The sequence below is a fragment of the Bradyrhizobium sp. 2S1 genome, assembly GCF_011516625.5.
Lineage (GTDB): Bacteria > Pseudomonadota > Alphaproteobacteria > Rhizobiales > Xanthobacteraceae > Bradyrhizobium > Bradyrhizobium septentrionale.
In genome coordinates, this window is the sequence record NZ_CP147717.1 from 10,039,753 (window position 1) to 10,064,735 (window position 24,983).

Consider the following 24,983-nt stretch of genomic DNA (forward strand, 5'->3'; position numbering starts at 1 on the left):
ACGGCATTTTCCATTTCTTTCCACTAGCGTTGCCCTGACGAACGCAGGCCGATCAGCCTCGCGCACCGGGGAAAACAGGGACGTGGCCGATATTGCTGACCAGGCAATGATCCGCCGTGCATCGCATGACGATGCCACGGAGAGGAATGTGCTGCCGCCGCTGTCCGGCACACCGGTCAGCGCATGGCTCGGTCTCGCCGAACGCGCGATCGAGGCCAATGGCTACTACCAGCCCGACTGGGAATTGGCGGTCGATGCCTCCGCGCGCGGTCGCACCGGCGCGTCGCTGCTCAGCGCCACCGGCGATGCCGGGCAATTGATCGGGCTGTTGCCGGTCGTTCCGATGCGGCGGATCTATCGCATTCCCCTGCCCGCGCTGGTCGGCGCCGAGCCATATGGCACGCTGTGCACGCCGCTGCTCGACCGCGACGCCGCCGAGCAGGCGGTCGGCAAGATGATGCAGCAGGCACGCGATGCGGGCGCGCATGCGCTGATCCTCCGCACCATGTCGCTGGAGGGCCCGGCCATGGCCGCGATCCGCGCGGTGCTCGCGCGGGACGGTTTGCAGCCGCGCCTGCTCGCCGCCTATCAGCGCGCGCAGCTCGATGCGACGCGCGATGCCAACCAATTGCTGCGCGACGCGCTCGGGCCTAAGAAGCTGAAGGAGCTGCGCCGCCAGCGTCAACGCCTGGCCGACCATGGCGCGGTGCGCTTCGACGTCGCACGCACGCCACGCGAAGTTGCCACCGCGCTTGAGACCTTCCTTGTCCTCGAAGCCGGTGGCTGGAAGGGCCGGCGCGGCACGGCGCTCAGCCAGCATGCCGGCGATGAGGCCTTCATCCGCCGCGCGACGTCGGCAATGGCCGAAGCCGGCCGCTGCGAGATCCTCACGCTATACGCGGGCGCGACGCCGGTCGCAGGCGGCATCGTGGTGCGCCACCAGGACCGCGCCTTCTTCTTCAAGATCGGCATCGACGAGCGCTTTGCGAAACATTCGCCCGGCGCGCAATTGACGCTGGAGCTGACGCGGCACCTCTGCGCCGATCCCGCGATCAATTCGGCCGATTCCACCGCAGCTCCCGGCCACCCCATGATCGATCCGATCTGGCGCGGCCGCTTCGCAATCGGCGACGTGCTGCTCCCGCTGCGACGCCACGATCCGCTGCTACCGGCCATTCACGGCGCGCTGAACATCCACAGGCGCGGCTACGAAGCCGCGCGTGACGCTGTCAGGTGGATCCGCCAACGGCGCGCAACGCCCGGATAGCACGACGCCGCTTGCACCAGCCCGCGGATCGAAAGATTGCGCGCGACCGGAGCGAGGCGCTCAGCGTTCCCTGAATGCCTCGGAGGCGACCTTGGTGAGCGGCGACAGCAGATAGCTGATGATGCGGCGGTCGTCGGTCTTGACTTCCGCGGTGAGGGTCATGCCCGGGGTGAGCGGTATGATCACGTTATCGATCTTCATCGCCGATTCCTCCAGCGCCACCGTGACGAGGAACACAAAATTCTGCGGCTGCCCGGGAGCGCCCGGCGTGTTGGCCATCGCATTCACGGTGCTGGTGGGGTTGGCTTGCTGGCGCCGCGCCGTCTGCTCGTCGATTGCATCATTGGCGACGTTGATGACCTTGCCATGCAGCGAGCCGAACCGGGTGAACGGGAACGTGTCGACCTTGACCACGACGTCCTGGCCGACCTTGATGAAGCCGATATCGGTGTTCGACACATAGACCTCAGCCTGCAGCCGCCCGCCATCCGGCACGATGGTCAGAAGCTGTTGGCCGGTCGTGACGACCTGGCCGAGCGTCGTGACGGCAAGCGCCTGCACGGTTCCGGAGGTCGGAGCAAGCAGCTTGGTGCGGGCCAGCTTGGTACTGGCCTTGGCATATTGCTGCACGGCGTCGTCGAGCTTTTTCTCGGCATCGGCAAGCTTCGTGCTGTTGTCGGCGATGAATGTCGCGAGATCCTTGTCCTTCTCGCCGCGCAGCTCGACGATCGCAGCCTCGGTCTCGAGCAGCTGGCCCTTGTCGCTGGCAAGCGACGAGCGTGACTTGTCCAGCGACTCCAGCGCATCGAACAGATTGATCTTGGTGCCGACCTCGAGCTTGAGCGATGCCTCGCGAACCGCCACGCGGTCCTGCAGCGTTTTGATCAGCTCGGTCTGATAGGCGATGCTCATGTTGAGGCGTTCGCGGGTCGCGTGCTTCTGCGCGATCTGCTTCTCCAGCGTCCCGATGGTCTCGGCGAGCTGGGAAAGATCTGCCGCCAGCACACGATTTTCGCGGCTGCGGAACGCAGGCGGCACGTCATCCTGCCATTCGACGTCCGCCACCGGGAACAGCGGCTTGACCGGCCAGGCCTTCGCCTGATCGATCGCCACCTTGCGGCGGGCGACCTCCGCGCGAAGCGCACTCGCCGCCTCGCTTTGCCGCCTCGCCTCGGCCTCGGCCTCGGCGGCATCAAATGCCATCAGCTCCTGTCCGGCCTCGACGCGCATTCCGTTGGTCACCGACAACGAAACCACCGTGCCCGGATCAAAGGGCTGAATGAACTTGGTTTGTCCGGAAGGAACAATCTTGCCGAGCGCCACCGCATGCACGTCCAGCCTGCCGAACACCGACCAGGCGAGCGCGGCCGCCACGAAGGCGCAGATCGTGAGCATCAGCGCCACCTTGACCGGCGACGCGGGGGTTTCCAGGATCTCCAGCGCGGACGGCAGGAACTCGCGGTCGGCGCCGCGAACGTCCGACTTGAATGGAAAAAGAACCTGGCGAGCCGGTGTGACTTCCTTGCCCATCACTTTGTCCAATCATTCTGCATCGACCACAAACGGCCGTAGAGGCTGCCGCTGTTTGCGATCAGTTGGTCGTGATTTCCCTGTTCGACGATCCTGGCGTCCGACATGCCGATGATCCGGCTGCATGGCCGCACCGCGGCGAGCCGGTGCGCGATGATGATGACGGTGCGTCCCTTGGTGATGGCGCGCATGTTGTTCTGAATGATGCGCTCGCTTTCGTAGTCGAGCGCGCTGGTCGCCTCGTCGAGTATCAGGATCCGCGGGTTGGTCGCCAGCGCCCGGGCGATGGCGATGCGTTGACGCTGCCCGCCCGACAGGTTGCTGCCGCGCTCCTCGATCATCGTGTCGTAGCCCTGTGGCAACGCCCCGATGAACTCGTCCGCGCCGCCCAGACGCGCGACGTGCATCACCTGCGCCCGCGTCATCGCCGGATTCGCCAACGCGATATTCTCGTGGATGGTGCGGTTGAACAGCAGGTTTTCCTGCAGCACGACACCGATCTGCCGGCGCAGCCAGCTTGGGTCGAGCTGCGCCACGTCCACGCCGTCAAGCAAGACCTGACCGCGCTCCGGCAAATACAGCCGCTGGATCAGCTTGGTCAGGGTCGACTTGCCCGAGCCCGAAGGCCCGACGATCCCGATCACCTCGCCGGCCTTGATCCTGAGCGAGATGTTGCGGAGAACCTCCGGACGGCCCGGCTGATAGCGGAACGACACGTCGCGCAACTCGATATCGCCTTTCGGCGGCGGCAGGGTCGGCAGGCTCGCCGGGATCGGCTCGACCGGCGTGTTGAGGATGTCGCCGAGGCGCTCGACCGACACCTGGACCTGCTGCAGATCCTGCCACAACTGCGACAGCCGCAGGATCGGCTGCAGCACCTGGCTCGAGATCATGTTGAAGGCGATCAGTTCGCCGACGGTCATCGTCCCCGCGATCACCGCTTGCGCCCCGAACAGCAGGATCATCGCCGTGGTGAGCCTGCCGACATACTGGATCAGGTTCTGCCCGAGTGAGCCCAGCATCGACGCTTCGAAGGAGGTGCGGACATAGGCGGCCAGCCGGTCCTCCCACTCCGCCTGCATGATCGGCTCGACGCTCGCCGCCTTGAGCGTGAGGGCGCCGACGATCGACTCGACCAGGAATTGCTGGCTGCGTGCGCCGCGATTGAATTTTTCCCGGATCTTCTCGCGCAGGAACGGACGGATCAGGCCCGCGATCAGCACGTAGAGCGGCAGCGTCGCCAGCACCACGAGCGTCAGGGGCACCGAATAGAGGAACAGAACGCCGACAAAGACGAAGGTGAAGAACAAGTCGAGAAGCGACGTCAGTCCCTGGCCGGTCAGGAAGTTCCTGATGGTCTCGAGCTCGCGCACGCGCGCGATCGTCTGGCCGGTTGCGCGGGTCTCGAAATAGGCGATCGGAAGCCGGAACAGATGATAGAAAAGCCGCCGCCCGAGCTCGACATCGATGCGGTTGGTGGTGTGGCTCAAGGCATAGGTCCGCAGATATTGCAGCGTCGCCTCGAACAGGCCGAGCGACACCATCCCGACGACCAGCACGATCAGTGTCGACATGGCTTTGTGAACGAGCACCTTGTCGACCACGAGCTGGAAGAACAGTGGAGTGATCAGGCCGAAGATCTGCACGAAGAACGATGCCAGCAAGACGTGCGAGAGCACGCGCCGGTAGCGCCAGATCGACGGGAGGAACCAGCTGAAGCCGAACGTCTTCGGATTGACGCCGGCGCCGCCGGCGCGCCGCGTGATCAGGACGATGTTGCCGTCCCATTGCTGGGCCAACTGCTCGAGATCGACCTCGGCGCTGCTGCGGCGCACCGGATCGGCGAGACGGAACTGGCCGGCCTTGCCGCCTGGCGCGAGCACCAGGAAGCCGCCTTCCTTGAGCCCGATGACGGCCGGCAAGGGACAGCTGGTGAGGCGCTTCACCGTGGCATTGGCGATCCAGCGCGCCTTCAGCTCCAGGCGCTTTGCGGCCGCAACGAGGTCCGCGGACTCAGCGAGCCGTCCGGCCAGTCCCAGCTCGTGGCCGAGTTGCCGGGGATCGGCGGCGATGCGGAAATAGCCCGCCACCAAGGCCACGGAATACAGGCCGGTATCGACCTTCTCGACCGACGCCGGAGCGTCGTCGTTATCGCGGATTGCTGATTGCAACGTCATGACTATCCCTTGCTACAACCGCAAAACCGCTCTCAACACCGAGGACGCGCCCGACGCCGTCCTTTGCCGGTTTGCCGCGTCTGGCCGGATCGAACTGCCGGACAAACTCCGCCCATTCCGGCAGGCAGCGCCGTTTCAGGTCGTACCGATCGACGATCGTGCGGCGCGCGGCCTCCCGCAGGCTCCGGAACTGCGACGGCGCGGCCAGCGCCTCGATCGTGAGTTCGGCCAGCCTTTCTGAATCGAAGAAATTGACCAGCAGACCGTTCTCACCATCGACAATCACCTCTTCCACCGGCGCCGTCTTCGAGGCGATCACCAGCGCGCCGGCACTCATCGCCTCCAGCATCGACCAGGACAGCACGAACGGATAGGTCAAATACAGGTGCGCGCTCGATATCTGCATCAGCGCAACGAACCTGTCGTACGGTATCGATCCGACAAAATGTACCCGATCGAGCGGCAGCGAATCCTGTACCTCTTCCAGGAAGATGTTCTTCCAGCTGCGGCCGTCCCTCGGCTTCGGTCCATACGAGGCGCCGTCGCCTCCGACGATCACGACCTGGGCGTTTTTCCGCTCTTCGAGGATCGCCGGCAGCGATCGCATGAAGATATGATAGCCCCGATAGGGCTCGAGATTGCGGTTGACGAAGGTGATGACTTCGTCCTGCGGGCCGAGCGACCGGCCGTTCGGCAGGACAAAGGTCGCCGCCGGATCGGGCGCCACCATGTCGGTGTCGATGCCCTCGTGCAGCACCTGGATCTTGGATTGCAGATGCGAGGGGTACCGCATCTTTTGCCATTGCGTCGGAGCGACCGCGGCGTCGGCGTCCGTCATCGCGAGCAGGATCGGCGCATTGTTCAAGCGCGCGGCAAAGCGCTCGTTGAATGACAATGTCGAGTGAAACTCGGGATCGAAACCGATATTCGCCCCGTCGGCCGAATAGTAGAACTCGGCATGGACGGCGAGCCTTGCAGACGGCCAGACATCGCGCACCGCCAGCGTTTCGCCCCAGCCGACATGGCCGAAAACCAGATCGGGCACGAACCCCTGCTCTCGCAACTTCAGCATCTCATCGGCGGCATGCCGCGCCCGCACCACGTGCTGCGAGAAGGAAGCCGCCAGCGGCGAGGGTTTGCCGACATTCGCGTCATTGAAACGGTAGCGCCGGACCGGCACGATTTCCGGCCTGGTGTTGCGACTGTCGCAAAGCGCCAGGACCTGGTCGCCGGAGCGCTTCAGGAGCTGAGCAATGTGCCTGAATTGCGCTGGAAAATTCTGGTGGATGAAAAGAATGCGCATGACAATCGGGGTTCGGGTTGAGGTGCTTTCCTAGCGCTGTTTCTCGACAAGCAAGGTTTTCGGCCGTCGCGATTTGGCGGTTTCGAACAATGAATAGGTCCGGCTGACGTAGTTGGTCACCGCCGACACGCCCTGCATGTATTCTCGCAGCTGCGGCGTCATATCCGCCTCGACCATGCGGACCGGCCGGGTTGGATCCTGGAATTCGAAGCGAACGTAGAACCAGGGATCGCCGCGCTTCAGCACCAGCTCCTTGCTGATGTCATGCCATTCGAAGGCCCACATCATCGGGCGCGGCCAGATATGAATCGGCAGCCGGCCGCCGATCATCACGCCCGGCAACGGCGTCGTGTAGTAGTGATTGAAGGCCGGTAACTGCATCATGTATACGAGTTCGTCGGCCAGGAAGACGTACGGGCTCCCAATTTGCAGAATTGGCCGCTTCGGATGACGCCATTCCTTGGGGGAGTTGAGCTTGACCAGTTCCGCGAGTGCCTTCGGCCGGATCGAGGACATGTCACCGGCCGTGCTGCTGAGCTTTGGCTCGTTGGTTTTCGGATCGATCGCGATCCGAAGCTGAATGTCGACCGGGCAGTTGACCTGGAAGATGCGCGCTTCGTGATCGATCACGGCGGGGCAGTATGTCACGGCCTTGGCGTGCGCGGTGCGCTTCTCTTCCCGGCTGAGCCGGCTCGGGGCCTCCCACATGAAGGTGGCCTTGTTGGTGTCAAGCGTCCAACCAACCTCGACGGCCCTGTTGAGAGACACCTTTCGCTTCAAGAAATCAAACATTCCCCTAACCTCATACCGGCCATCATAGTTGCTTCGGCCGGTTCATGCACTTCCAACTTCGTCGCGTCGAGATCCCGCAAAACCACGGGCTAACCAATTTGAAACGCTCCGCGCCCGACCGCAGTCAAAGCGGACGGGCGCTTTCGATCTGGGAAACTGGGGGTTTTGAACCATCCAGTCCGGATTGGCAGCGGCGAAAGGGGGCTCGGGAGAAAGCTCCCGGGCCCCACTCGTTAACTGACAATCGAGAAATTCGCCGCCGTGACCGTGGCTGCGGAAGCGCCGTTCAGCCAGACCGCAGTGTCGCCATCGACCTGGACGACGAAGTAGGCACCGTTCTGGTAGGAGTGCGACAGCACGTCAGCGAACGAACTGAAGCCGGTGCCATTCAGCTGCACGGTATCCGTGGCTGCGTTGAAGTCCTGAACCACCTCGACGCCCGGCACGTCGTTGGAGACGAACGTATTGTTGCCGCCGCCGCCGAAATAGTAGTTCACGCCGGTGCCGCCATCGAAATAGTCGTTGCCGGCGCCACCGAGCAGAACGTCAACGCCGGCACCGCCGTACATGGTGTCGTCGCCGTTGCCGCCGTAGAGATAGTCGTTGCCCTGGTCGCCGTACATGACGTCGTTGCCGTCGTCGCCATTCTCGACCGCCGAGCCCTGGGTGGCGATGATGACGTCGTTGCCCGTTCCGCCGTAGGCATTGCTGAGGTTGCCACTGCTCATGTAGAGCCAGTCGTCGCCGGCGTCGCCTTCGAGCAGATCGGTGCCGGCATCTCCGCTGATGGTGTCGTTGCCGTTGCCGCCATACGACGTATCGTTGCCGGTGCCGCCATACATCAAATCGTTGCCGTCACCGCCGAACAGGAGGTCATCGCCGCCGCCGCCTGCAAGGACATCGTTGCCGAGGCCGCCGTACAGACCCGGCGTCACGGAACCGAAAGCGCCAGTGATGGCGGCGCCGCTGTCGCTACCGTCGCCACCGTAGATCGTGTCGTTGCCGTTTGAGCCATCCAAGCGGTCGCGGCCAGCACCGCCATCGATGATGTGGAGCTGCGTGGTCAGACCGCTCGAATCTTCCTGGATGTAATCGTCGCCGCTGCCGCCATACTCGAACTGGCTAACGGCGGTATTGCCACCCTGGATGAAATCGTTGCCGTCGCCGCCGTAGAAATTGCCGTAGGCCGTGCTGGACCAGAGGGCATAGATATAGTCGTTGCCCTGGCCGCCCTCCCAGTAGTCGAAACCGACGATGCTGCTTCCCAGCGTGTCGTTGCCCTGGCCACCATAGAGTGAATCGAAGTTGGCTGCGGGGGTAACGCTGTTGTCGGTGCTGTCGCCGTAAAACACGGGCATGGAATATCTCCGTCAATATTGGCTCTTCGTCGAGCCGGCCAAAAACTTAGAGGCGGCCAAATATGGGGAACCGCCGGGGGACGAAATGGCCTCGAAAGGCCGGTCTTCAAACAAGGCGTTAACCTAGCATCCAACTGTTTTGGTATCGGCGATGGTTGCAAGGTTCAATGCAATCGAAAATCACCTGCTTTAATTTCCAAGGCCGGCCGTAGAGATAGGCGACCGGCGCTTGGCACCAGAAGCCGGAGTTGCGAGGCCGCCTGCCCCGGCTCAAAACAAAAAAGAGGCTCGGAAGAAGGGTCCCGGACCCCGCCTCGCCGACTAACAATAGGGGAATTCGCCGCCGGGCACTGTGGTCGCGCTCACATTTGCGCTGATCAACAAACTGCCGTGTCGCGGTCGACCATGAAACATCTCCGTCAATATGCAGGCTCTTCGTCGAGCCGCTAAAAAAAGCGAGGGCGGCCACAAACCGAAACCAACCCAAACGATGCCGGCCACGGGGGCCGAACCTCTCAAATACACCGTTACGCTAACACGGCGTTCGGCGGGCACGCTATCGCCCTCAGGTTGCAGGTTCAAGGAGACTGAAAAAAGAAATCAGGTTCCACTGCAACCGCCCCACCTGCTATCAATCTCCGGTATTGTTGATTTTGGATGATCCGATGTCGTTTCCCCCAGCCGCGATTTTCTATCTCCCCGAAGCCTACTCGCTTGGCGACAAGCGCATCATGGGACGTCAGGCTGCTGGAGCGGGATTTCTCAAGGCGCTGGCGCGCGAGAAACCGGAACGGCTGTTCTGCTACACGCCAAAGCGGGAATTCGTCGATCAGTTCGCGACCGATATAAGGCGTTCCGGATCGGATACCACCACCATCGAATGGCTGCCGCCCCCGGCGCATCGACGTCTTGGCGAACCAGGGCTGCTGTATCTACCCGACCCCGGCCTCGGCCCGTACGCCTGGCGGCGGGCGCGGCATTCGCCTCGCGCCTATAGCCTGTGCGGCATCACGCACACGACGATGACCCATGTTGCGATGGGGATGCTGTCGTCGATGCCGCTCAGTCCGCTCGAGCATTGGGATGCGGTTATTTGCACCTCGCTTGCAGTGCACAAGAGCGTCGACCAGTTGCTTAAGGCGCAGGCCGCATTCCTGAAGGCGAGGCTGGGCGCGCGCCGAATGCCGATACCGCAGCTTCCGGTGATCCCGCTCGGGGTCAACTGCGCCGACTTCACCTTTCGCGAAGGCGAACGGCAACGCGCCAGGCAGATGTTGGGAATCGACGACGATGAGATCGTCCTGCTTTACGTCGGACGGCTGTCTTTCCATGCCAAAGCCCACCACGTTCCCATGCTGCTGGCGGCGGAACAGGCCAGCAAGGGACATAAGGTCGTGCTGGTGCTGGCCGGCTGGTTCAGCCGCGACGCCACCGAGGAGCTCTATGTCCGCGAGTGCGCCCAATTTGGCCCGTCTCTGCGGCGCATCTTCGTCGACGGGCGCAAGGCCAAGGATCTGAAGGCCGCATGGGCGGCGGCCGACATCTTCACCTCGCTCGCCGACAATTTTCAGGAGACGTTCGGCCTCACGCCGGTCGAGGCGATGGCCTCTGGCCTGCCGGTCGTGGTGTCGGACTGGAACGGCTACAAGGAGACCATTCGTCACGGCACCGACGGCTTCCGGGTGCCAACCCTCACTTTGCCGCCAGGTTCGGCCGAGTTCCTCGTCGAGCGGGCAGACTTCGGCTTCGACAATTACGACACCTATACCGCCCTCACGAGCCAGTTGATCGCGGTCGACATCCCCGCCGCCGCGACCGCCTATTCCACGCTGTTTGGCAATCCCGACCTGCGGCGGCAGATGGGGGCAGCGGGGCAGAAGCGCGCGCGCGATCACTATGACTGGTCGCAGATCATGAAGCTGTATGCACAGCTTTGGACCGAACTCGGAGCGCGCAGGCGAAGCAAGGTCGAAGGCACCGTGCCGGCAGGAGCAATCCGGCCGGACCGGCTCAATCCGTTCACGATGTTCAACTCCTATCCGACGCGAACGCTCGACGGCGCATGCGTATTCGCGCTGGGCGAAGGCGTGGACCGCAAGGAAGTGCAACGCAGGCTTTCCGCCGAAAGTATCGCGCGGGCCGCTCAGGTAGTTGCCAGGCCGCAGGTTGTGGACGAGATCGTCGGCGCCTTTGAAAAGCATGGCCCGTCGTTGTCGATGTCGGACCTGATCCGGCACATGCCCAACGTACCCGGTGAATCCGTGGAACGAACGGTGATGGTTCTGACCAAATGCGGCGTCCTCACCCTGCAGTCAAAACCGAAAGCGACGCCTTCCGCGAGCAGACCGTGATCCGGCGGCTGGCTCGAGCAATGGCGCACCGCGGTAGCCCACTCGTCGCCGCGAACGGTTTACCCTTTCCTAGGAGCCCGTCCAGATATGTTTTCGTGACGGGCATTTGTTGTAGAGTAGCAGGCTCAGGCTGCGTTTGCGAGGTTGAACAGCTTGAGGAGGTTATGGACGGTGCAGATCATTGTCCACTCGGCGCGCACTTTCTCGATGCCCCGCAACAGGAACTGGCGGAAGCCTCTTGCCTGTTTGATCTGCCCGAACACCGGCTCCACCACTTGCTTTCGCAATCGGTAGGGTGTTTCGAAGCCGCCATCGTCGATCTTCTTTCGCATGGCCTGTGTCAGCGGGCCGCCGACTTTTCCGTTCGCTACTGTCGGGTGCTTGGCGCGTCCGGGCGCGACATAGCCATCGATGCTGCGTGTGTCGAGCGCTTCGAGATTGGCTTCGCTGCAGTAGCCGGAATCCGCTGAGGCCTGCCGCGGCTTGCGGCCAAGATTGCTCTCGATGGCCTCGATCAGGGGCACCAACTGGCCCTGATCGCTGCCGTGCTGGGTCAGTTCTTGCGCGACAATGATCTGGGCATGTGCATCGACGGCCGCCTGGGCATTATAGGCCTGAACGAAGCCATCCTTCGACTTCATGATGCGGCTTTCCGGATCGGTGAAGTTGCGTTGCGCCTTGGGATTGGGTTCCTCCGATGGCAGCGCCGCCGGTTTGCCCGGCTTCTTGCGGCCTTCGGCCTGGCGCTGCTGTTCCTTTTCGGCCTCGATGCGGCGCTCTTCCTCCGCCGCCAGTTTGGCGTCCGCTTCCAGCGCCGCCATCGCTTGCTGGATCTTCGCCAGCCGTTTCTGCTTGTCGACGGTCCAGTCCGGCAGTTCGTCGCTGTTGCCGAAAGTCTCATCCTCCGAGGCATCCGCCGCCTCGGCGGCCGCCAGCATGCGAGCGACCTCGGCCTTCAATTCCGCCTCGCGCTTCTTCATGCGCTCATAACTCATCGCCTTGTGTTTCGACGCGTTCGCCTTGATCTTCGTACCATCCAGCGCGACATGACCGAGCTTGACCAGCCCGGCCGTCTCGCACAACTTCAGAACCTGCACGAATAGCGCGCCGAGCGCCTTCAAATGTCGCTTGCGAAAGTCGCTGATCGTCCGAAAATCCGGCGCATCCAGCGCCACGATCATCACAAAATCGTTCCGCTCCCGGCAGGCCTTGGCAATCCGACGCGACGAATACAGCCCACTCGCATAGCTATGCAGCAGCAGCGCCACCATCATCCGCGGATCAAACGGCGGCTGCCCAAGCCCGCTCACATAGCTGCCCATGATCTCCCTGAGATCGAGGCTCTCCCGCACCAGATCAACCATAAACCGCGAGACATGGCCTTTCGGCACGAAGTCCTGCACATTCGGCGGCAGAAGCAGCGTCTGATCGATGTTCCAAGGCCGAAAATACTTGCTCATCGCCCAATGTTGAATCAGACCCGACCAGATTTGAACAGCGACTATCCAGACAAGCTCCTGGTCCTACTGCGTCACAAACGATGATCTGTCTAGTGGTCGAACTTGATCGCACAACAAGGACATCTCGACAGCGTTCGGACGAGCCCATGTTCGAGGCGCCGTCGCATCGTCGCGATCGAATTTGGAATGTGACGTTGGGTCCGCAGCGGCAAATCCGCGGGGTCTGTAATCTGCGGGAATGCGATCGAGCAGGATCGGCCGGGCGTGCCGAGTGCCTGAGGGGGGAATCGTCTCCCGCTCGGAGATCAGGAATCCGTAGGCTGCGATGCACATTGTTGCGTGATGATGAAAGCCGCGCCAGCCGCGTCCCTCGAAGTGGCCGAGCCCGACCTCCTGCTTGAGTTCCTGATAGTCGCGTTCGATGCGCCAGCGCAATTTAGCCGTCTCAACGAGAGTCCGGAATGCCACATCCGGCAATGTCGAGAGCCAGTATTTGGTAGGCTGGTCCTCGCCTTTTGGCCATTCGATCAGCAACCATTCCTCCAATCGCCGGGTGGTTTGCCAATAATCACGATGCGCGGCACGGACCCGCACGCGGGCAAAGCGCGAGGTCAGCTTTTCGTTCGTTCCTTGCCGCCACGTGATGGTGCGCCAAGCTTTGGCCGGCAGGCCGATCGCGAGCGCCTTGACGGCGGCCGGCTGATGCTGACGGTTGCGGCGCATCAGTTTCGGTGGACGGCCGCGGCCCGACCATGGCTTCGGCGGCAAGGGACCGGTACCGGGCGCCCATACCGTTGTGCTCGACAGAAGACCCGCCACATAGGTCAATCCCAGCGCCGTGATCTCCGTGCGCAGGTCGCTGTTATTGCCATAGCCCGCGTCCATCAGTACGACACCGCGTGGAAGGCCGCTCGCGCAGGCCCACCGCAACTGCTCCAGCGCGATCTCCGGCTTGGTCCGGAAGCCAACTTCGGCAGGAATGCCCACCTTGCGCCGCCGATCGCAGTCCTCAGTCCATTCCTTCGGAAGATAAAGGCGATAAGCGACAGGCAGGCTGGCGTGGTGGTTGGCAATCGACAGTGACACCGCCACCTGACAATTATCCTGCTTGCCGAGCTGCCCGCAATATTGCCGTGCAACTCCAACTGAATGTCGGCCCTGCTTGGGAAATCCGGTATCGTCGATGATCCAGGCTTCGATGGGGCCCTGGCGTTCAATCGCCGGCAGGACCATCTCACGTACCTTGCCCAGCACCTTCTCATCCGACCAGGCGCCGCTGCCGACGAAATGCAGCAGCGATTGATGCTGGGCGGCCGTCCGTTCCGGAGCTGTCACCGCCGCCATCGACTCCACGCTCTTGCGACCGCCACAGGCCATCAGGCCGACGCAATAGTCGCGCAGCGGCGCCTTCCGATCAGCATGACCGATGACACTGGCAAGCCCTTCCAAATACGTCGCAAATCGCTTCTCGCTCGTCTTGGTGCCACGCCCGCTCATGTCGGCCTCTCGACTGATGGTCCGTGCTTCATCCATCGCTGATTCTGGCCGGCGGTTTTGTGACTCAGTCAGACTAGGGGCCGGCTCAATAACATTGTCGGCCAGCTTGATCCCGCCCGCCGCAACGTCGTGGAATTTCGGCACGCCAGCTGGTGGAATGAAGAGGTTTACCGCGCCTTCCGAGAGGCAGGCATCATCTTCTGCTCTTGCAGTGGGCCGAGACTACCGGACGTACTTATCCGGACCGCGGATGAAGTATATGTCAGGTTGCATGGTCCCAAGCGCTGGTATCGGCACGACTATCCAAAGGAAGAGCTGACGGTGTGGGCCGACAGGATTAAGGCCAGCCGAGCCAAACGAGCCTGGGTCTATTTCAATAACGATAATGACGCCTATGCGCCGAAAAACGCCAGCGCACTGCGGCGCATGTTGCGAAGCTTTGGGCCGCCAACCTCCGCGGCCTAACGCGTCTTTAGATGCTCACGCACCACATTTGCCCCAGTCCGGCCAGTTTCTTGCAACCGCTCGAGAGTTTCGGTGCCGATGTCGTCAGCTTCAGCCTTGAGCGTCTCGGAGGCTTCGCGCACGCTTTGAGCTACCGCTTCCGCCCGAGCATTCAGGTCCTCTTTGACGCTGTCGCTGAGCTCTCCGGCCCAATTGTTTTCGAATTCTGACCCACTGAACGCGCCGGCAACCGCCGCTCCAACCGTCAAACCTATTGCGCCGATCAGAAGCGGTTGTCTCTCGAGCAGCGCCGAGAAGGACGATTGGACCTGTGCGATCGTCTCCTTTCGCGGCAGCGCATCGCCGAGCTTGCCCAAGTTTTCCTGTGCATAGGTAACGCCTTCATCCAACCCCTGCTTGACTGCATCCGCGGCGCTCGACATGGTAGCCGACGCCGTGCTTTTCGCATCGCGCACGGTGTCGCCCAAGTGTTGTGATAATCCGGCTTCCGTTTCCGGAGCGGTCGGCGGACTGCTCGTGAATTTCGGCGCGCTCGGCCGCAGATTGGCTCCAATATCGGCGAGCGGTGCTGTTGCCCCACTCACCGATTTTGCCGCGTTCTTCAGCGTCTCGTTACCCAACAAGAGCCATACCGCACCTCCGCCGATCAGCGCGGCGGCAAGCGGATTTTCCCGAACCGCGTCCCTCAGATTGTCCAGAAAACCTGATTGTGTGCCGCTCATCTCACCATTTCCTTCACACTAATCTTGTCCTTCTCTAGCTGACGCATCGTTTCGCGAGGCGCCAAATTGCGGGCGTCCAGGCGGTTCATGCCGACGGCGAACAACACGCCGGCAACCGCTCCCGCAACGATCGCTGAGACAAGGTATGAACTCGGCTGCGACCAGCCGGCCGCGATCAAGGCTGCTGACAGCGAAAAAAGCGCCATGACGAGCGCGGGAATGACTAGAACGGCGCCCGCGGCGAAGAAGCCTGCAGCGCTGCCGATCTGCTGCACCTTCTCGCCCGCTTCGGCCTTGGCGAGATCAATCTCATTCTGGAAGAGCTTGGCGAACTGCGAGAGCGCCTCGCCGAGGAGGGTCGAAATCGCCTGAAGATCCGATTGAGTGTTCATGATGCATCCTCGCCGCCCGAGGATGTCTGGCTTCCTGACGCCTTGAAGAAGCGTATTGCGGCGAAGCCAGCGAGCACCGACAATCCGAGAAAGGCAGCCGGCTGCCGTTTCGCGAAGTCGGACGCCCCGTCCACGAGATCACGAAAAGTTCCATTGCGGATCTTCTCGGCAGCGTCTTCGACGTAGTCAGCGGCGGAATTGATGCCGCGCGCGGCAAATGGTGCGTCGCTTTCGAAAGCATGGCCGGCTTGCCGAATGTTTCCGGCGAGCCGGGTTACGAAATCTGCCCCGGAGCGCTGCTGCTCCTCGGCCTTGTCCTGGAAGCGATCTGCGGCTCCCTCCGCCACGTCCCGTGCCGCGTCGGCCGCCTCCTTGAACTTGTCACGCGCGGCCTCGGTTGAGGCCCGCAGCGCATCGCCCGCGCGTTGTTTGACGTCGGCGCCTGCTTCGGCGATTTGGTCCTTCAGAGTGTTAGAGGCGGTCGAGTCCTGCGCCTGAGAAGACGCGGCTTGTCGAATATGGGTATCAAATTCGCTCATGACGATTTCTCTTCGGTTCGAGAGGGATTGAATGCCGCCGTCACCATGTCGTCGGCTGCTTCCTTCAGTCTTTCGGACATATCCCGGGTCATCCGGCTGGCGTGTTTGCCAAGATCCGCATCCGATACGCTCTTCGCAGCCGCATCGGCGGCCGACAGTACCGCGTCCTTGGCCGTCACGAATCCCGACTGAGCTGCCTTGCCTGCCGCACGTTTGGCGCCATCGCTCGCCTCGCCGAGTGCGGAAGCTTCAGCCCTTGTGTTGGGAAGGGAGGCCGCAATAATCGCTCCGATCGCGACCCCCACACCGGCGATCAAGGTGGCGTTGTCGTGGAAGACCTGACGCACGGTTTCCGGCGCGGGGGTCGCCTTTTCGCGCGCGGTCGACCGGGCTCGATCGATGCTATCTTTTGCCGTGTCCGAGGCGGTATCGATGCCTGCTTTCACCCGATCGACGGTCTCGGATACCCGGTCTTTCAGGTCGCCGGCGAGCCCGGTCGCGGCGGCTTGGGCTTCGCTCGCCAGGTCGGCGGCCTTTCGCCCCATTGCGGATATCCCATCCGCCGTACCTTTCCCGAAGGATTGAGCGCGTTCGGCGGCATCACCTCCTAATTCCTTGGCCTTTTCGATCGTTGGCGCCGCCGCCTCAATGGCGCGGTTGCGAACGGTCTTCGACGTCAAGGCAAGGCCGGCACCGATCATCAGTAGGGGGAGTGGAAAACCCCGGGCCAGCCGCAGGACGGGCACCGCAACCGCAGTCCCCGCAGCGATGGTCTGCATCGGGTTTTCCATGGCTTGCTGCTTGAGCGAGTCGAGCCAGCCTTGGGTTTTTCGGCCGACGAACTCGGAGACTTCTGACTTAATCCCCTGCGGAGAAACCTTGTAGCGCAGGCCTTCAGCGGTGTCGGTGATTTGCTCTCTCAACCGATCGACGGTCGTCGCGAGCTGCGCGCGGCTCCGCTCGGACGCGCGCCTCAATTCCTCAACGGATCTTGTCATGGCTGTCACCGATCTATCGTTCTTGTTTAAAAGCGAACTCACGTTTTGTTGAATCGTTCCTGCGAGAGGCGGCGGTTTACTGGAGTGCGCTTATCAGGCTTGGCCGCTCGGCGAAAAGACTTCTCGGAGTGGAGGCACATCCGTCCAGATAAATGGCGATGAGCGATAGAGAGCGCGTTGTGACAAAATGCGCCCAGCCCGAGCTCGCGAAACGCTACCGCGTGAATAGCAGCGTGACGATTGCCGGCCACGCCGGTTTTGAGGGCTGCCAGCAAAATGCAAGGGCGGCGACGGGGCCCAGGACGGCATGGGTTTGGATCATGGCGTTGATCTCGGCATGCATTCGATCCAGCGAGTATTACCTGCGCTAAAGAAATTCTCTTCGAGGGCAGTGATAGACGAACGGCGCCGCTCTCTGGGAATTTCACCCTTCCAGCTTGTTGTACGGGTCAATCCACTTGTGCCATCCGGCAAACGCCGACTTATGGCGAGAGCCGCTGTTGTGCTGCGATCTTGGCGAACAGTTCTTCCTTGGTCTTATTGGTCGCTAGGAGCTTGTCTGGATAGTCGCTGTTCAAATCTGGTCGGGTCTGATTCAACATTGGGCGATGAGCAAGTATTTTCGGCCTTGGAACATCGATCAGACGCTGCTTCTGCCGCCGAATGTGCAGGACTTCGTGCCGAAAGGCCATGTCTCGCGGTTTATGGTTGATCTGGTGCGGGAGAGCCTCGATCTCAGGGAGATCATGGGCAGCTATGTGAGCGGGCTTGGGCAGCCGCCGTTTGATCCGCGGATGATGGTGGCGCTGCTGCTGCATAGCTATGCGAGTGGGCTGTATTCGTCGCGTCGGATTGCCAAGGCCTGCCGGGAGCGGAACGATTTTGTGATGATCGTGGCGCTGGATGCGCCGGATTTTCGGACGATCAGCGACTTTCGCAAGCGACATTTGAAGGCGCTCGGCGCGCTATTCGTGCAGGTTCTGAAGTTGTGCGAGACGGCCGGGCTGGTCAAGCTCGGTCATGTCGCGCTGGATGGTACGAAGATCAAGGCGAACGCGTCGAAACACAAGGCGATGAGTTATGAGCGCATGAAGAAGCGCGAGGCGGAATTGAAGGCCGAGGTCGCTCGCATGCTGGCGGCCGCCGAGGCGGCGGATGCCTCGGAGGATGATACTTTCGGCAACAGCGACGAACTGCCGGACTGGACCGTCGACAAGCAGAAACGGCTGGCGAAGATCCAGCAAGCGATGGCGGCGCTGGAAGCGGACGCCAAACTGGCGGCGGAGGAAGAGCGCCGCATCGAGGCCGAAAAGGAACAGCAGCGCCAGGCCGAAGGCCGCAAGAAGCCGGGCAAACCGGCGGCGCTGCCATCGGAGGAACCCAATCCCAAGGCGCAACGCAACTTCACCGATCCGGAAAGCCGCATCATGAAGTCGAAGGATGGCTTCGTTCAGGCCTATAATGCCCAGGCGGCCGTCGATGCACATGCCCAGATCATTGTCGCGCAAGAACTGACCCAGCACGGCAGCGATCAGGGCCAGTTGGTGCCCCTGATCGAGGCCATCGAGAGCAATCTTGGCCGCAAGCCGCGGCAGGCCTCAGCGGATTCCGGCTACTGCAGCGAAGCCAATCTCGAAGCGCTCGACACACGCAGCATCGATGGCTATGTCGCGCCCGGACGCGCCAAGCACCCGACAGTAGCGAACGGAAAAGTCGGCGGCCCGCTGACACAGGCCATGCGAAAGAAGATCGACGATGGCGGCTTCGAAACACCCTACCGATTGCGAAAGCAAGTGGTGGAGCCGGTGTTCGGGCAGATCAAACAGGCAAGAGGCTTCCGCCAGTTCCTGTTGCGGGGCATCGAGAAAGTGCGCGCCGAGTGGACAATGATCTGCACCGTCCATAACCTCCTCAAGCTGTTCAACCTCGCAAACGCAGCCTGAGCCTGCTACTCTACAACAAATGCCCGTCACGAAAACATATCTGGACGGGCTCCTAGCTTGCTGATTAGCTCGCGCTCTTCCGCCTCGACACGAAGTGTTTTAAGTGCGCTTGCATGTCCTTCGGGGGCGGCTTCGGTTTGTGGGATTACAGAGAGCTACGGATTCCAATAGCCGTATAACAAGTGATTAGGGCATAGCGCCTTACCTTCGGTCGTCTGGACTTGTAATCTCACACGGCGTAATCGCAGTTGCTCATATCAACCTGCAGCAATCGCCGGTCTCCTCTTCGGACGATGGGTTAAATATCGCCGTCCCCCGTGGATCGCATATGGTGTCCAAGTGATCGGATCGGCCCCGGCCGAAGCACCATTGGTCAACGTCAAGAAACAGGACGCATCCGGCCTGTGGGACGTGAACAGCGATCAGCTTTGGCGCCTTTGCTGACAATCGTCTCCGTCACCCCTGCATCAGCTTTGAGCCACAGCGGACGTTCAGGACCAGTCCCTTGAGCTCCTCCAGAGGAACCGCCACCGGAATGGAACGTTGGCGCCGCAGTGATCAGCGTCAGGAGGTAATCATGTCTCGTGGAATGCCATCGATGACGGCGTTATTGGGTTTGCTGGCTCTGGCAGGATATCAGAACCGGGACAAGCTCGCGGAGATATTTAAGGGTGCAGGCACCCAGCCCGGCGCGAGAGACTCTCAGGGGACACCCTTGGGTGGCCTGCTCGGCAATTTGAGCGGCGCGCTCGCGAGCGGCGGGATCGGGAAGCTATTGAGCGGCGGGCTCGGAGAGCTTGTCGAACGCTTCAATGAAAACGGCCACGGAGATGCCGCTGACTCTTGGGTAAAGAAGGGTCCAAATAAAGACCTTCCGCCCTCTCAGCTTAAGCAAGCTATCGGGCCGGATGTGCTAGCCGCTCTGGAGCACCAAACCGGACTGTCGCAGGAGGAGCTTTTAGCGAGACTGTCGCGAGAGCTTCCTGCGGCTGTTGATCAATACACTCCAGACGGGCAGCTCCCGCATTAAGACGCAAAGGATCTGACATGAGCATTTTGTGGACAATCATTATTGGCTTCTTAGCCGGCGTCATCGCGAAGTTCATCATGCCGGGAGACAACGAGCCGACCGGCTTTATTCTCACGGCCATTTTGGGAATCGTGGGCGCGTTCGTGGCGACCTATCTGGGCCAAGCGCTAGGTTGGTACGGCCCGGGCGAAGGTGCTGGGCTCATCGGCGCGGTGGTGGGCGCCATTATAGTTCTGCTCGTCTACGGCATGGTTGCTGGGCGTCGACGAGCTGTTTAGCGGAAGGGACGTCGCGTCATGGACTATCTGCAAAACGGGGCAGAGCTCCTGAGTCCGATGGCGTCGTTGCTCTCGTTAGCGATAGCGTTTCTGATCGCTAGCCCGTCTTATTCGTCAGAGTGCGCCTGAGAGGCTGGCGAGCGTGGTGTAAAGCGCTGATGCGGCGTAGGATTCGGTTGCAAAGCCAACCCCATCACCTCAACCGCGAACGCCAGGCCCGCCATGACCGATGATACGATTCTGCCCTTCTCGTTTCCAGCCGTTCACGCCAAGAAAGTCACAGCTGCCTTCGATGGCGGTCGGCTGACCTCGAACGGGGGCGTGATGCTTCTGGCGATGGCCGAGCGGCGTCTCGGCTTGGCCGACAATTTGGCCCGGGTGTTCCCGGATCGGCGCGATCCGACGCGGGTCGTGCACAGCCTTGTCGATATGTTCCGCGCGCGCATGTTCGCGATCTGCTGCGGCTACGAGGACGCCGACGACCTCGATCATCTGCGGTCCGATCCCGCATTCAAGCTGGCCTGCGGACGGCTGCCGGACACGGGTCGCGATCTGTGTTCCCAACCGACGCTGTCGCGGCTGGAGAATGCTCCGCGCCTGCGCGACGTGATCCGACTGACCTACACTTTGGTCGACGCATGGATGGATAGCTACCCGCGCGTGTCATTCGGCCTGCAATATTGACCCCCTAAGCCGGGGGATCGGCGTCCAAAATTGACCCCCTACAGATTGATCTGTTGCGCTGCCTGCTTTGGAACGAAGCAGGTGGTGGGGGATGCTGATCGTGGAGACAATTGCCCGGATCCGGCGCGAGCACTTCATCAAGGGCAAGACGATCAAGGAGATCGCCCGTGACCTGAAGGTGTCGCGGAACACGGTCCGGAAGGTGCTGAGGTCGGGAGAGACCTCCTTCGAGTACGAGCGGCAGGTGCAGCCGCGGCCAAAGCTGGGACGATGGGCAGTAGAGCTTGACGGATTGCTGGCGGCGAACGCGGCCAAATCGGCTCGTGAACAGCTGACGTTGATCCGGATCTTCGAAGAGCTGCGCGGCCGCGGCTACGACGGCGGTTACGATGCCGTGCGGCGTTACGCCAGGCGGTGGAGCAAAGAACGCGGGCAATCGACCGCGGCGGCTTATGTCCCGCTGAGCTTTGCCCCAGGCGAAGCCTACCAGTTCGACTGGAGCCACGAGGTGGTCTTGCTGAGCGGGACCACGGTGATGGTGAAGGCCGCCCATGTCCGGCTCTGTCACAGCCGCATGCTGTTCGTGCGGGCCTATCCGCGGGAGACGCAGGAGATGGTGTTCGACGCCCACGACCGGGCGTTCGCTCTGTTCAAAGGCACCTGCACCCGCGGCATCTACGACAACATGAAGACCGCCGTAGAGACGATCTTCGTCGGTAAAGGGCGTCTCTACAATCGCCGCTTCCTGCAGATGTGCAGCCACTATCTGGTCGATCCGGTCGCCTGCACGCCGGCGTCGGGCTGGGAGAAGGGGCAGGTCGAGAACCAGGTCGGGCTGGTCCGGGAGCGCTTCTTCACGCCGCGGCTGCGGTTCAAAAACCTCGACGAGTTAAACGCCTGGCTGCTCGACAAATGCATCGCCTACGCCAAGGCTCATCGCCACCCGGAGCTGGTCGATCAGACGATCTGGGAAGTGTTCGAAGCCGAGCGTCCCAAGCTCGTTCCCTATGCCGGCCGCTTCGACGGCTTCCATGCGGTGACGGCATCGGTCTCGAAGACCTGCCTGGTGCGCTTCGACAACAACAAGTACTCGGTCGCAGCCAGCGCAGTCGGACGGCCGGTCGAAGTCCAGGCTTATGCCGACCGCATCGTGATCCGTCAGGATGGACGCATCGTTGCCGAGCACCCGCGATCCTTTGGCCGCGGCGAGACGACCTATGATCCCTGGCACTATGTGCCGGTGCTGGCTCGCAAACCCGGTGCCTTGCGCAACGGCGCTCCCTTCAAAGACTGGGTGCTGCCGGCCGCGATCGAGCGGATCCGGCGCAAGCTTGCCAGCACCGACGATGGCAATCGGCAGATGGTCGACATCCTCACCGCGGTGCTGACTGACGGTCTGTCCGCGGTGGAAGCGGCCTGTGCCGAAGCGCTCGGTCATGGCGTCCATTCCGCCGATGTCGTGCTCAACATCCTGGCCCGTCAACGTGAACCCGCCCCACCGGCCAACATCATGACGCCGGCCGCACTGACGCTCCGTCATGCACCGATCGCCGATTGTGCCCGCTACGACAACCTCCGGAGGACCATCTGATGGAACGAACCCAAATCTTCGACCTCATGGGCGAGCTCAAGCTCTACGGCATGAAGGCTGCCTTCGACGAGATCATGGCAACTGCCGTCAAGCGCCAGCACGAACCTCAGCGCATTGTCGGCGACCTGCTTAACGCCGAGATCAACGAGAAGCAGGCCCGCTCGATCAAATACCAGCTGACCATTGCCAAGCTGCCGCTTGCCAAGGACATCGCCGACTTCCAGTTCGACGGCACGCCGATCAATCAGACTCTCGTCAATGATCTCGCCAGCGGCGGCTTCATCGCCCAGCAACGCAATGTCGTGCTGGTTGGCGGCACCGGCACAGGCAAGACCCACCTGGCCATTGCCATCGCCAGAAGCTGCATCCGATCCGGTGCCCGCGGCCGCTTCTTCAACGTAGTCGACCTCGTCAATCGCCTCGAGACCGAGACCCGCAACGGACGGCAAGGACGGCTCGCCGAGCATCTGACCCGGATGGACTTCATCGTGCTGGATGAACTCGGCTATTTGCCCTTCGCCCAGTCCGGTGGCCAGCTCCTCTTCCACCTCGTCAGCCGGCTCTATGAGCGCGCCTCCGTCATCGTGACGACCAATCTCGCCTTCGGCGAATGGCCGAGCGTGTTCGGCGACGCCAAAATGACCACAGCGCTGCTCGACCGATTGACCCATCACTGCGACATTGTCGAGACCGGCAACGATAGCTGGCGGTTCAAGAGCCGAGACGACGATCACGCCACCCGCGCTCGTCTCGCCTCCGCTATCCCGGCCAGCTCCGACGAGACGAGCGCTACCAGCAAAGCCCGCCGCACGAAGGGGTCAAAATTGGACGCCGATGAGGGGCGCATTGCCTCATCGAAAATGTTACCGAACAATTCCGCTGATGACTGGGGCGGCGTTACCGAATCAGGTCGGTGGCGCCAATGGCGAGCGGGATCAGCATGGGCGCAAGGCGCGAGGTGTTGGCCGTGGTGGCGAGGCGCTACCGTGCGGCTGGACGAGTTGAGAAGGGACGGATCCTTGACGAGTTGACAGCAACGACGGGTTGGCACCGCAAGCACGCGGTGCGAGCACTGTCGGTTGCCGGAAGGGACAGGCCCAGACCACCACTGGACGAAGGGGCAACGAGCCCAACCGAACCAGCGACAAGTCGGCGACGCAAATACGCCAGCGTGCGCGACGCGCTGATCGCGCTGTGGGAAGCCTCCGATCGCGTCTGCGGTAAGCGCCTCGTATCGATGATCCCAGTGCTGTTGCCCGCACTCGAGCGGCATGGCCGGCTGAAGCCAACGAGCGCAGAGCGTGCGCTGCTGACAACTCTGAGCGCGGCGACGATCGATCGGATGTTGATCGACGTTAAAATTGCGGCTGCTGGGGGGCGCCGGCGGCGAGTCGGATTCTACTCGGCGATTCGACGCGAGGTGCCGATCCGCACTTTCAATGACTGGGCAAACCCGCCGCCAGGCTTTTGCGAGATCGACATGGTCGCGCACGGTGGGACCAGCGTCGCCGGCTCGTTTATCCAGACTTTGACCATGGTGGACATCGCAACAGGATGGACGGAATGCCTGCCCCTGGTGACACGCGATGGCAGCCTCGTCGTGGAAGCGATGACGCGAGCACAGGGCCTGTTCCCGTGGGTGATCTGTGGCGCCGACTTCGATAACGACAGCGCGTTCATGAACGACGTCGTCGTTCCATGGTGCCGAGCACAGAAGATCGAGGTAACGCGGTCACGTGCCTACAAAAAGAACGATCAGGCTTTCGTGGAGCAGAAGAACGGTGCGGTGGTCCGGCGGCTCGTCGGATACGGGCGCTTCGACGGGGTCGAGACGGCCCGCGTGATGGCACGTCTCTACGCGGCGGCGCGCCTGCTGGTGAACTTCTTCCAGCCGTCATTCAAGCTCAAAGAGAAGCGCCGCGAGGGTGCCAAGATCATCAAACGCTATCATCCGCCTGCCACACCATACGAACGTGCACTGGGGCACCCGAAACTCCCATCAGCGGTCAAGCGCCGTCTGCGCCAGACGTATCGGACTCTCGATCCCATACAATTGCTTGCCACGATCCGCACGGCGCAGGAAGAGCTCGGCGAACGGATCGGCAAGCGCGGTCTTGCGAAGGTTCCCACCGTATCGCCGGCTGATCCGCTCTCGTTTGCCCGATCGCTCGGCACGGCGGCAAACACCGCCGAAGTGCGGGCCACGCACCGCCGGCCGAAACGGCGATACAAAAAGCGTATTCGCATGCCCTCGAAGCTCGATCCCCATCTCGCGATCATCGAGAACTGGCTCGCCGTCGAGCCACAGCTCACTGCACTGGCCATCGTGGGCAGGCTCGCCACGATCGATCCTTCGATGTTCAGCGACAAGCAGCATTCGATCGTTCAGCGCCTGCTTCGGTCCCTCCGGCGGAAGGTGGCGGAGACAGCCATCGTATCCATGCCCGTGGATGAAATACGGCCCGAGGCTGTGGACGGCGCTGCGTGTGATGAGCACTCCGCCCCGCCCACAGCCTCTCCACCGAGCTGGCCGCGGCTCGAGACCGGTCTGGGGCAGTTCGTAGACCTTCATCCCGGGTAACATTACTTCCTGAGGCAATACGAGG

General features: G+C 62.1%; 17 protein-coding genes and 4 pseudogenes. 10 read left to right on the forward strand and 11 right to left on the reverse strand.

Annotation, left to right across the window (positions count from 1 at the left end; genetic code table 11):
• The first annotated feature begins 82 nt into the window (after positions 1-82).
• On the forward strand, positions 83-1,267 hold the full coding sequence (locus tag HAP54_RS47695; protein ID WP_166298179.1) for a GNAT family N-acetyltransferase: 1,185 nt from the start codon (positions 83-85) through the stop codon (positions 1,265-1,267).
• Between the two features lie 60 nt (positions 1,268-1,327).
• Here HAP54_RS47695 and HAP54_RS47700 read toward each other — a convergent pair whose 3' ends face one another.
• From HAP54_RS47700 to HAP54_RS47720, 5 genes are all read right to left on the reverse strand, one after another.
• Positions 1,328-2,797: an HlyD family type I secretion periplasmic adaptor subunit gene (locus tag HAP54_RS47700; RefSeq protein WP_166298180.1), complete on the reverse strand. Its 1,470-nt coding sequence runs from the start codon at positions 2,795-2,797 to the stop codon at positions 1,328-1,330.
• Complete coding sequence (locus tag HAP54_RS47705) at positions 2,797-4,974, reverse strand: type I secretion system permease/ATPase (RefSeq protein ID WP_166298181.1); 2,178 nt, start codon at positions 4,972-4,974, stop codon at positions 2,797-2,799. The genes HAP54_RS47700 and HAP54_RS47705 overlap by 1 nt, the downstream gene beginning before the upstream one ends.
• Positions 4,946-6,277 carry a glycosyltransferase gene (locus HAP54_RS47710; protein ID WP_166298182.1) on the reverse strand — a complete coding sequence of 444 codons (1,332 nt, stop codon included), beginning with the start codon at positions 6,275-6,277 and terminating at the stop codon, positions 4,946-4,948. The genes HAP54_RS47705 and HAP54_RS47710 overlap by 29 nt, the downstream gene beginning before the upstream one ends.
• A 30-nt stretch (positions 6,278-6,307) precedes the next feature.
• Positions 6,308-7,045, reverse strand: coding sequence for a hypothetical protein (locus tag HAP54_RS47715; RefSeq protein WP_224496859.1), 738 nt, complete (start codon positions 7,043-7,045; stop codon positions 6,308-6,310).
• Between the two features lie 257 nt (positions 7,046-7,302).
• Positions 7,303-8,427: a calcium-binding protein gene (locus HAP54_RS47720; RefSeq protein WP_166298183.1), complete on the reverse strand. Its 1,125-nt coding sequence runs from the start codon at positions 8,425-8,427 to the stop codon at positions 7,303-7,305.
• Between the two features lie 665 nt (positions 8,428-9,092).
• On the opposite strand from HAP54_RS47720, the gene HAP54_RS47725 reads away from it, so the two are divergent.
• Positions 9,093-10,778, forward strand: coding sequence for a glycosyltransferase family 4 protein (locus HAP54_RS47725; RefSeq protein ID WP_166298184.1), 1,686 nt, complete (start codon positions 9,093-9,095; stop codon positions 10,776-10,778).
• A 125-nt stretch (positions 10,779-10,903) separates the two neighbouring features.
• On the opposite strand, the gene HAP54_RS47730 is transcribed toward HAP54_RS47725, so the two are convergent.
• Together HAP54_RS47730 and HAP54_RS47735 are read right to left on the reverse strand one after the other, a co-directional pair.
• On the reverse strand, positions 10,904-12,238 hold the full coding sequence (locus HAP54_RS47730; protein ID WP_166202952.1) for an IS1182 family transposase: 1,335 nt from the start codon (positions 12,236-12,238) through the stop codon (positions 10,904-10,906).
• A gap of 63 nt (positions 12,239-12,301) precedes the next feature.
• A complete protein-coding gene (locus tag HAP54_RS47735; protein WP_166307123.1) occupies positions 12,302-13,735 on the reverse strand; it encodes an IS701 family transposase in 1,434 nt (477 codons plus the stop codon).
• Between the two features lie 90 nt (positions 13,736-13,825).
• Between HAP54_RS47735 and HAP54_RS47740 the strand changes: the two are divergent.
• Positions 13,826-14,200: pseudogene (locus tag HAP54_RS47740) on the forward strand (DUF72 domain-containing protein); the annotation flags it as partial.
• Here the strand turns inward: HAP54_RS47740 and HAP54_RS47745 are convergent.
• From HAP54_RS47745 to HAP54_RS47760, 4 genes are read right to left on the reverse strand one after another with little or no spacing between them, the layout of a single operon-like run.
• On the reverse strand, positions 14,197-14,922 hold the full coding sequence (locus tag HAP54_RS47745; protein ID WP_166297946.1) for a hypothetical protein: 726 nt from the start codon (positions 14,920-14,922) through the stop codon (positions 14,197-14,199). The pseudogene HAP54_RS47740 and the gene HAP54_RS47745 sit on opposite strands and share 4 nt — an antisense overlap.
• The gene (locus tag HAP54_RS47750) at positions 14,919-15,314 is read right to left on the reverse strand and encodes a phage holin family protein (RefSeq protein ID WP_166297945.1); all 396 of its coding nucleotides are present in this window, start codon (positions 15,312-15,314) and stop codon (positions 14,919-14,921) included. Before HAP54_RS47750 ends, HAP54_RS47745 begins: the two co-directional genes overlap by 4 nt.
• Positions 15,311-15,853: a hypothetical protein gene (locus tag HAP54_RS47755; protein ID WP_166298185.1), complete on the reverse strand. Its 543-nt coding sequence runs from the start codon at positions 15,851-15,853 to the stop codon at positions 15,311-15,313. The genes HAP54_RS47750 and HAP54_RS47755 overlap by 4 nt, the downstream gene beginning before the upstream one ends.
• A complete protein-coding gene (locus tag HAP54_RS47760; RefSeq protein ID WP_166297943.1) occupies positions 15,850-16,851 on the reverse strand; it encodes a DUF3618 domain-containing protein in 1,002 nt (333 codons plus the stop codon). Before HAP54_RS47760 ends, HAP54_RS47755 begins: the two co-directional genes overlap by 4 nt.
• Positions 16,852-17,459: 608 nt before the next feature.
• Here HAP54_RS47760 and HAP54_RS47765 point away from each other — a divergent pair.
• From HAP54_RS47765 to HAP54_RS47795, 7 genes and pseudogenes are all read left to right on the forward strand, one after another.
• The gene (locus HAP54_RS47765; RefSeq protein WP_166296518.1) at positions 17,460-18,794 is read left to right on the forward strand and encodes an IS1182 family transposase; all 1,335 of its coding nucleotides are present in this window, start codon (positions 17,460-17,462) and stop codon (positions 18,792-18,794) included.
• A gap of 577 nt (positions 18,795-19,371) precedes the next feature.
• Positions 19,372-19,824, forward strand: a complete 453-nt coding sequence (locus tag HAP54_RS47770; RefSeq protein ID WP_166298186.1) for a YidB family protein — start codon at positions 19,372-19,374, stop codon at positions 19,822-19,824.
• 17 nt (positions 19,825-19,841) lie between these two features.
• Complete coding sequence (locus HAP54_RS47775) at positions 19,842-20,102, forward strand: GlsB/YeaQ/YmgE family stress response membrane protein (protein ID WP_166298187.1); 261 nt, start codon at positions 19,842-19,844, stop codon at positions 20,100-20,102.
• Between the two features lie 222 nt (positions 20,103-20,324).
• A pseudogene (locus tag HAP54_RS47780) lies at positions 20,325-20,759 on the forward strand (transposase); the annotation flags it as partial.
• A 118-nt stretch (positions 20,760-20,877) separates the two neighbouring features.
• Positions 20,878-22,368 (forward strand): annotated as a pseudogene (istA, locus tag HAP54_RS47785) (IS21 family transposase); the annotation flags it as partial.
• Between the two features lie 8 nt (positions 22,369-22,376).
• A pseudogene (gene istB, locus HAP54_RS47790) lies at positions 22,377-23,219 on the forward strand (IS21-like element helper ATPase IstB); the annotation flags it as partial.
• A 329-nt stretch (positions 23,220-23,548) separates the two neighbouring features.
• Complete coding sequence (locus HAP54_RS47795; protein WP_166293515.1) at positions 23,549-24,958, forward strand: integrase catalytic domain-containing protein; 1,410 nt, start codon at positions 23,549-23,551, stop codon at positions 24,956-24,958.
• Positions 24,959-24,983: the final 25 nt, after the last annotated feature.

Coding starts and splice junctions, on each gene's coding strand:
- HAP54_RS47705 (WP_166298181.1), bottom strand. CDS start 4,974: ATGACGTTGCAATCAGCAATCCGCGATAACGACGACGCTCCGGCGTCG.
- HAP54_RS47775 (WP_166298187.1), top strand. CDS start 19,842: ATGAGCATTTTGTGGACAATCATTATTGGCTTCTTAGCCGGCGTCATC.
- HAP54_RS47745 (WP_166297946.1), bottom strand. CDS start 14,922: ATGAGCGGCACACAATCAGGTTTTCTGGACAATCTGAGGGACGCGGTT.
- HAP54_RS47760 (WP_166297943.1), bottom strand. CDS start 16,851: ATGACAAGATCCGTTGAGGAATTGAGGCGCGCGTCCGAGCGGAGCCGC.
- HAP54_RS47720 (WP_166298183.1), bottom strand. CDS start 8,427: ATGCCCGTGTTTTACGGCGACAGCACCGACAACAGCGTTACCCCCGCA.
- HAP54_RS47735 (WP_166307123.1), bottom strand. CDS start 13,735: ATGAGCGGGCGTGGCACCAAGACGAGCGAGAAGCGATTTGCGACGTAT.
- HAP54_RS47730 (WP_166202952.1), bottom strand. CDS start 12,238: ATGAGCAAGTATTTTCGGCCTTGGAACATCGATCAGACGCTGCTTCTG.
- HAP54_RS47750 (WP_166297945.1), bottom strand. CDS start 15,314: ATGAACACTCAATCGGATCTTCAGGCGATTTCGACCCTCCTCGGCGAG.
- HAP54_RS47700 (WP_166298180.1), bottom strand. CDS start 2,797: ATGGGCAAGGAAGTCACACCGGCTCGCCAGGTTCTTTTTCCATTCAAG.
- HAP54_RS47725 (WP_166298184.1), top strand. CDS start 9,093: ATGTCGTTTCCCCCAGCCGCGATTTTCTATCTCCCCGAAGCCTACTCG.
- HAP54_RS47755 (WP_166298185.1), bottom strand. CDS start 15,853: ATGAGCGAATTTGATACCCATATTCGACAAGCCGCGTCTTCTCAGGCG.
- HAP54_RS47710 (WP_166298182.1), bottom strand. CDS start 6,277: ATGCGCATTCTTTTCATCCACCAGAATTTTCCAGCGCAATTCAGGCAC.
- HAP54_RS47765 (WP_166296518.1), top strand. CDS start 17,460: ATGAGCAAGTATTTTCGGCCTTGGAACATCGATCAGACGCTGCTTCTG.
- HAP54_RS47770 (WP_166298186.1), top strand. CDS start 19,372: ATGTCTCGTGGAATGCCATCGATGACGGCGTTATTGGGTTTGCTGGCT.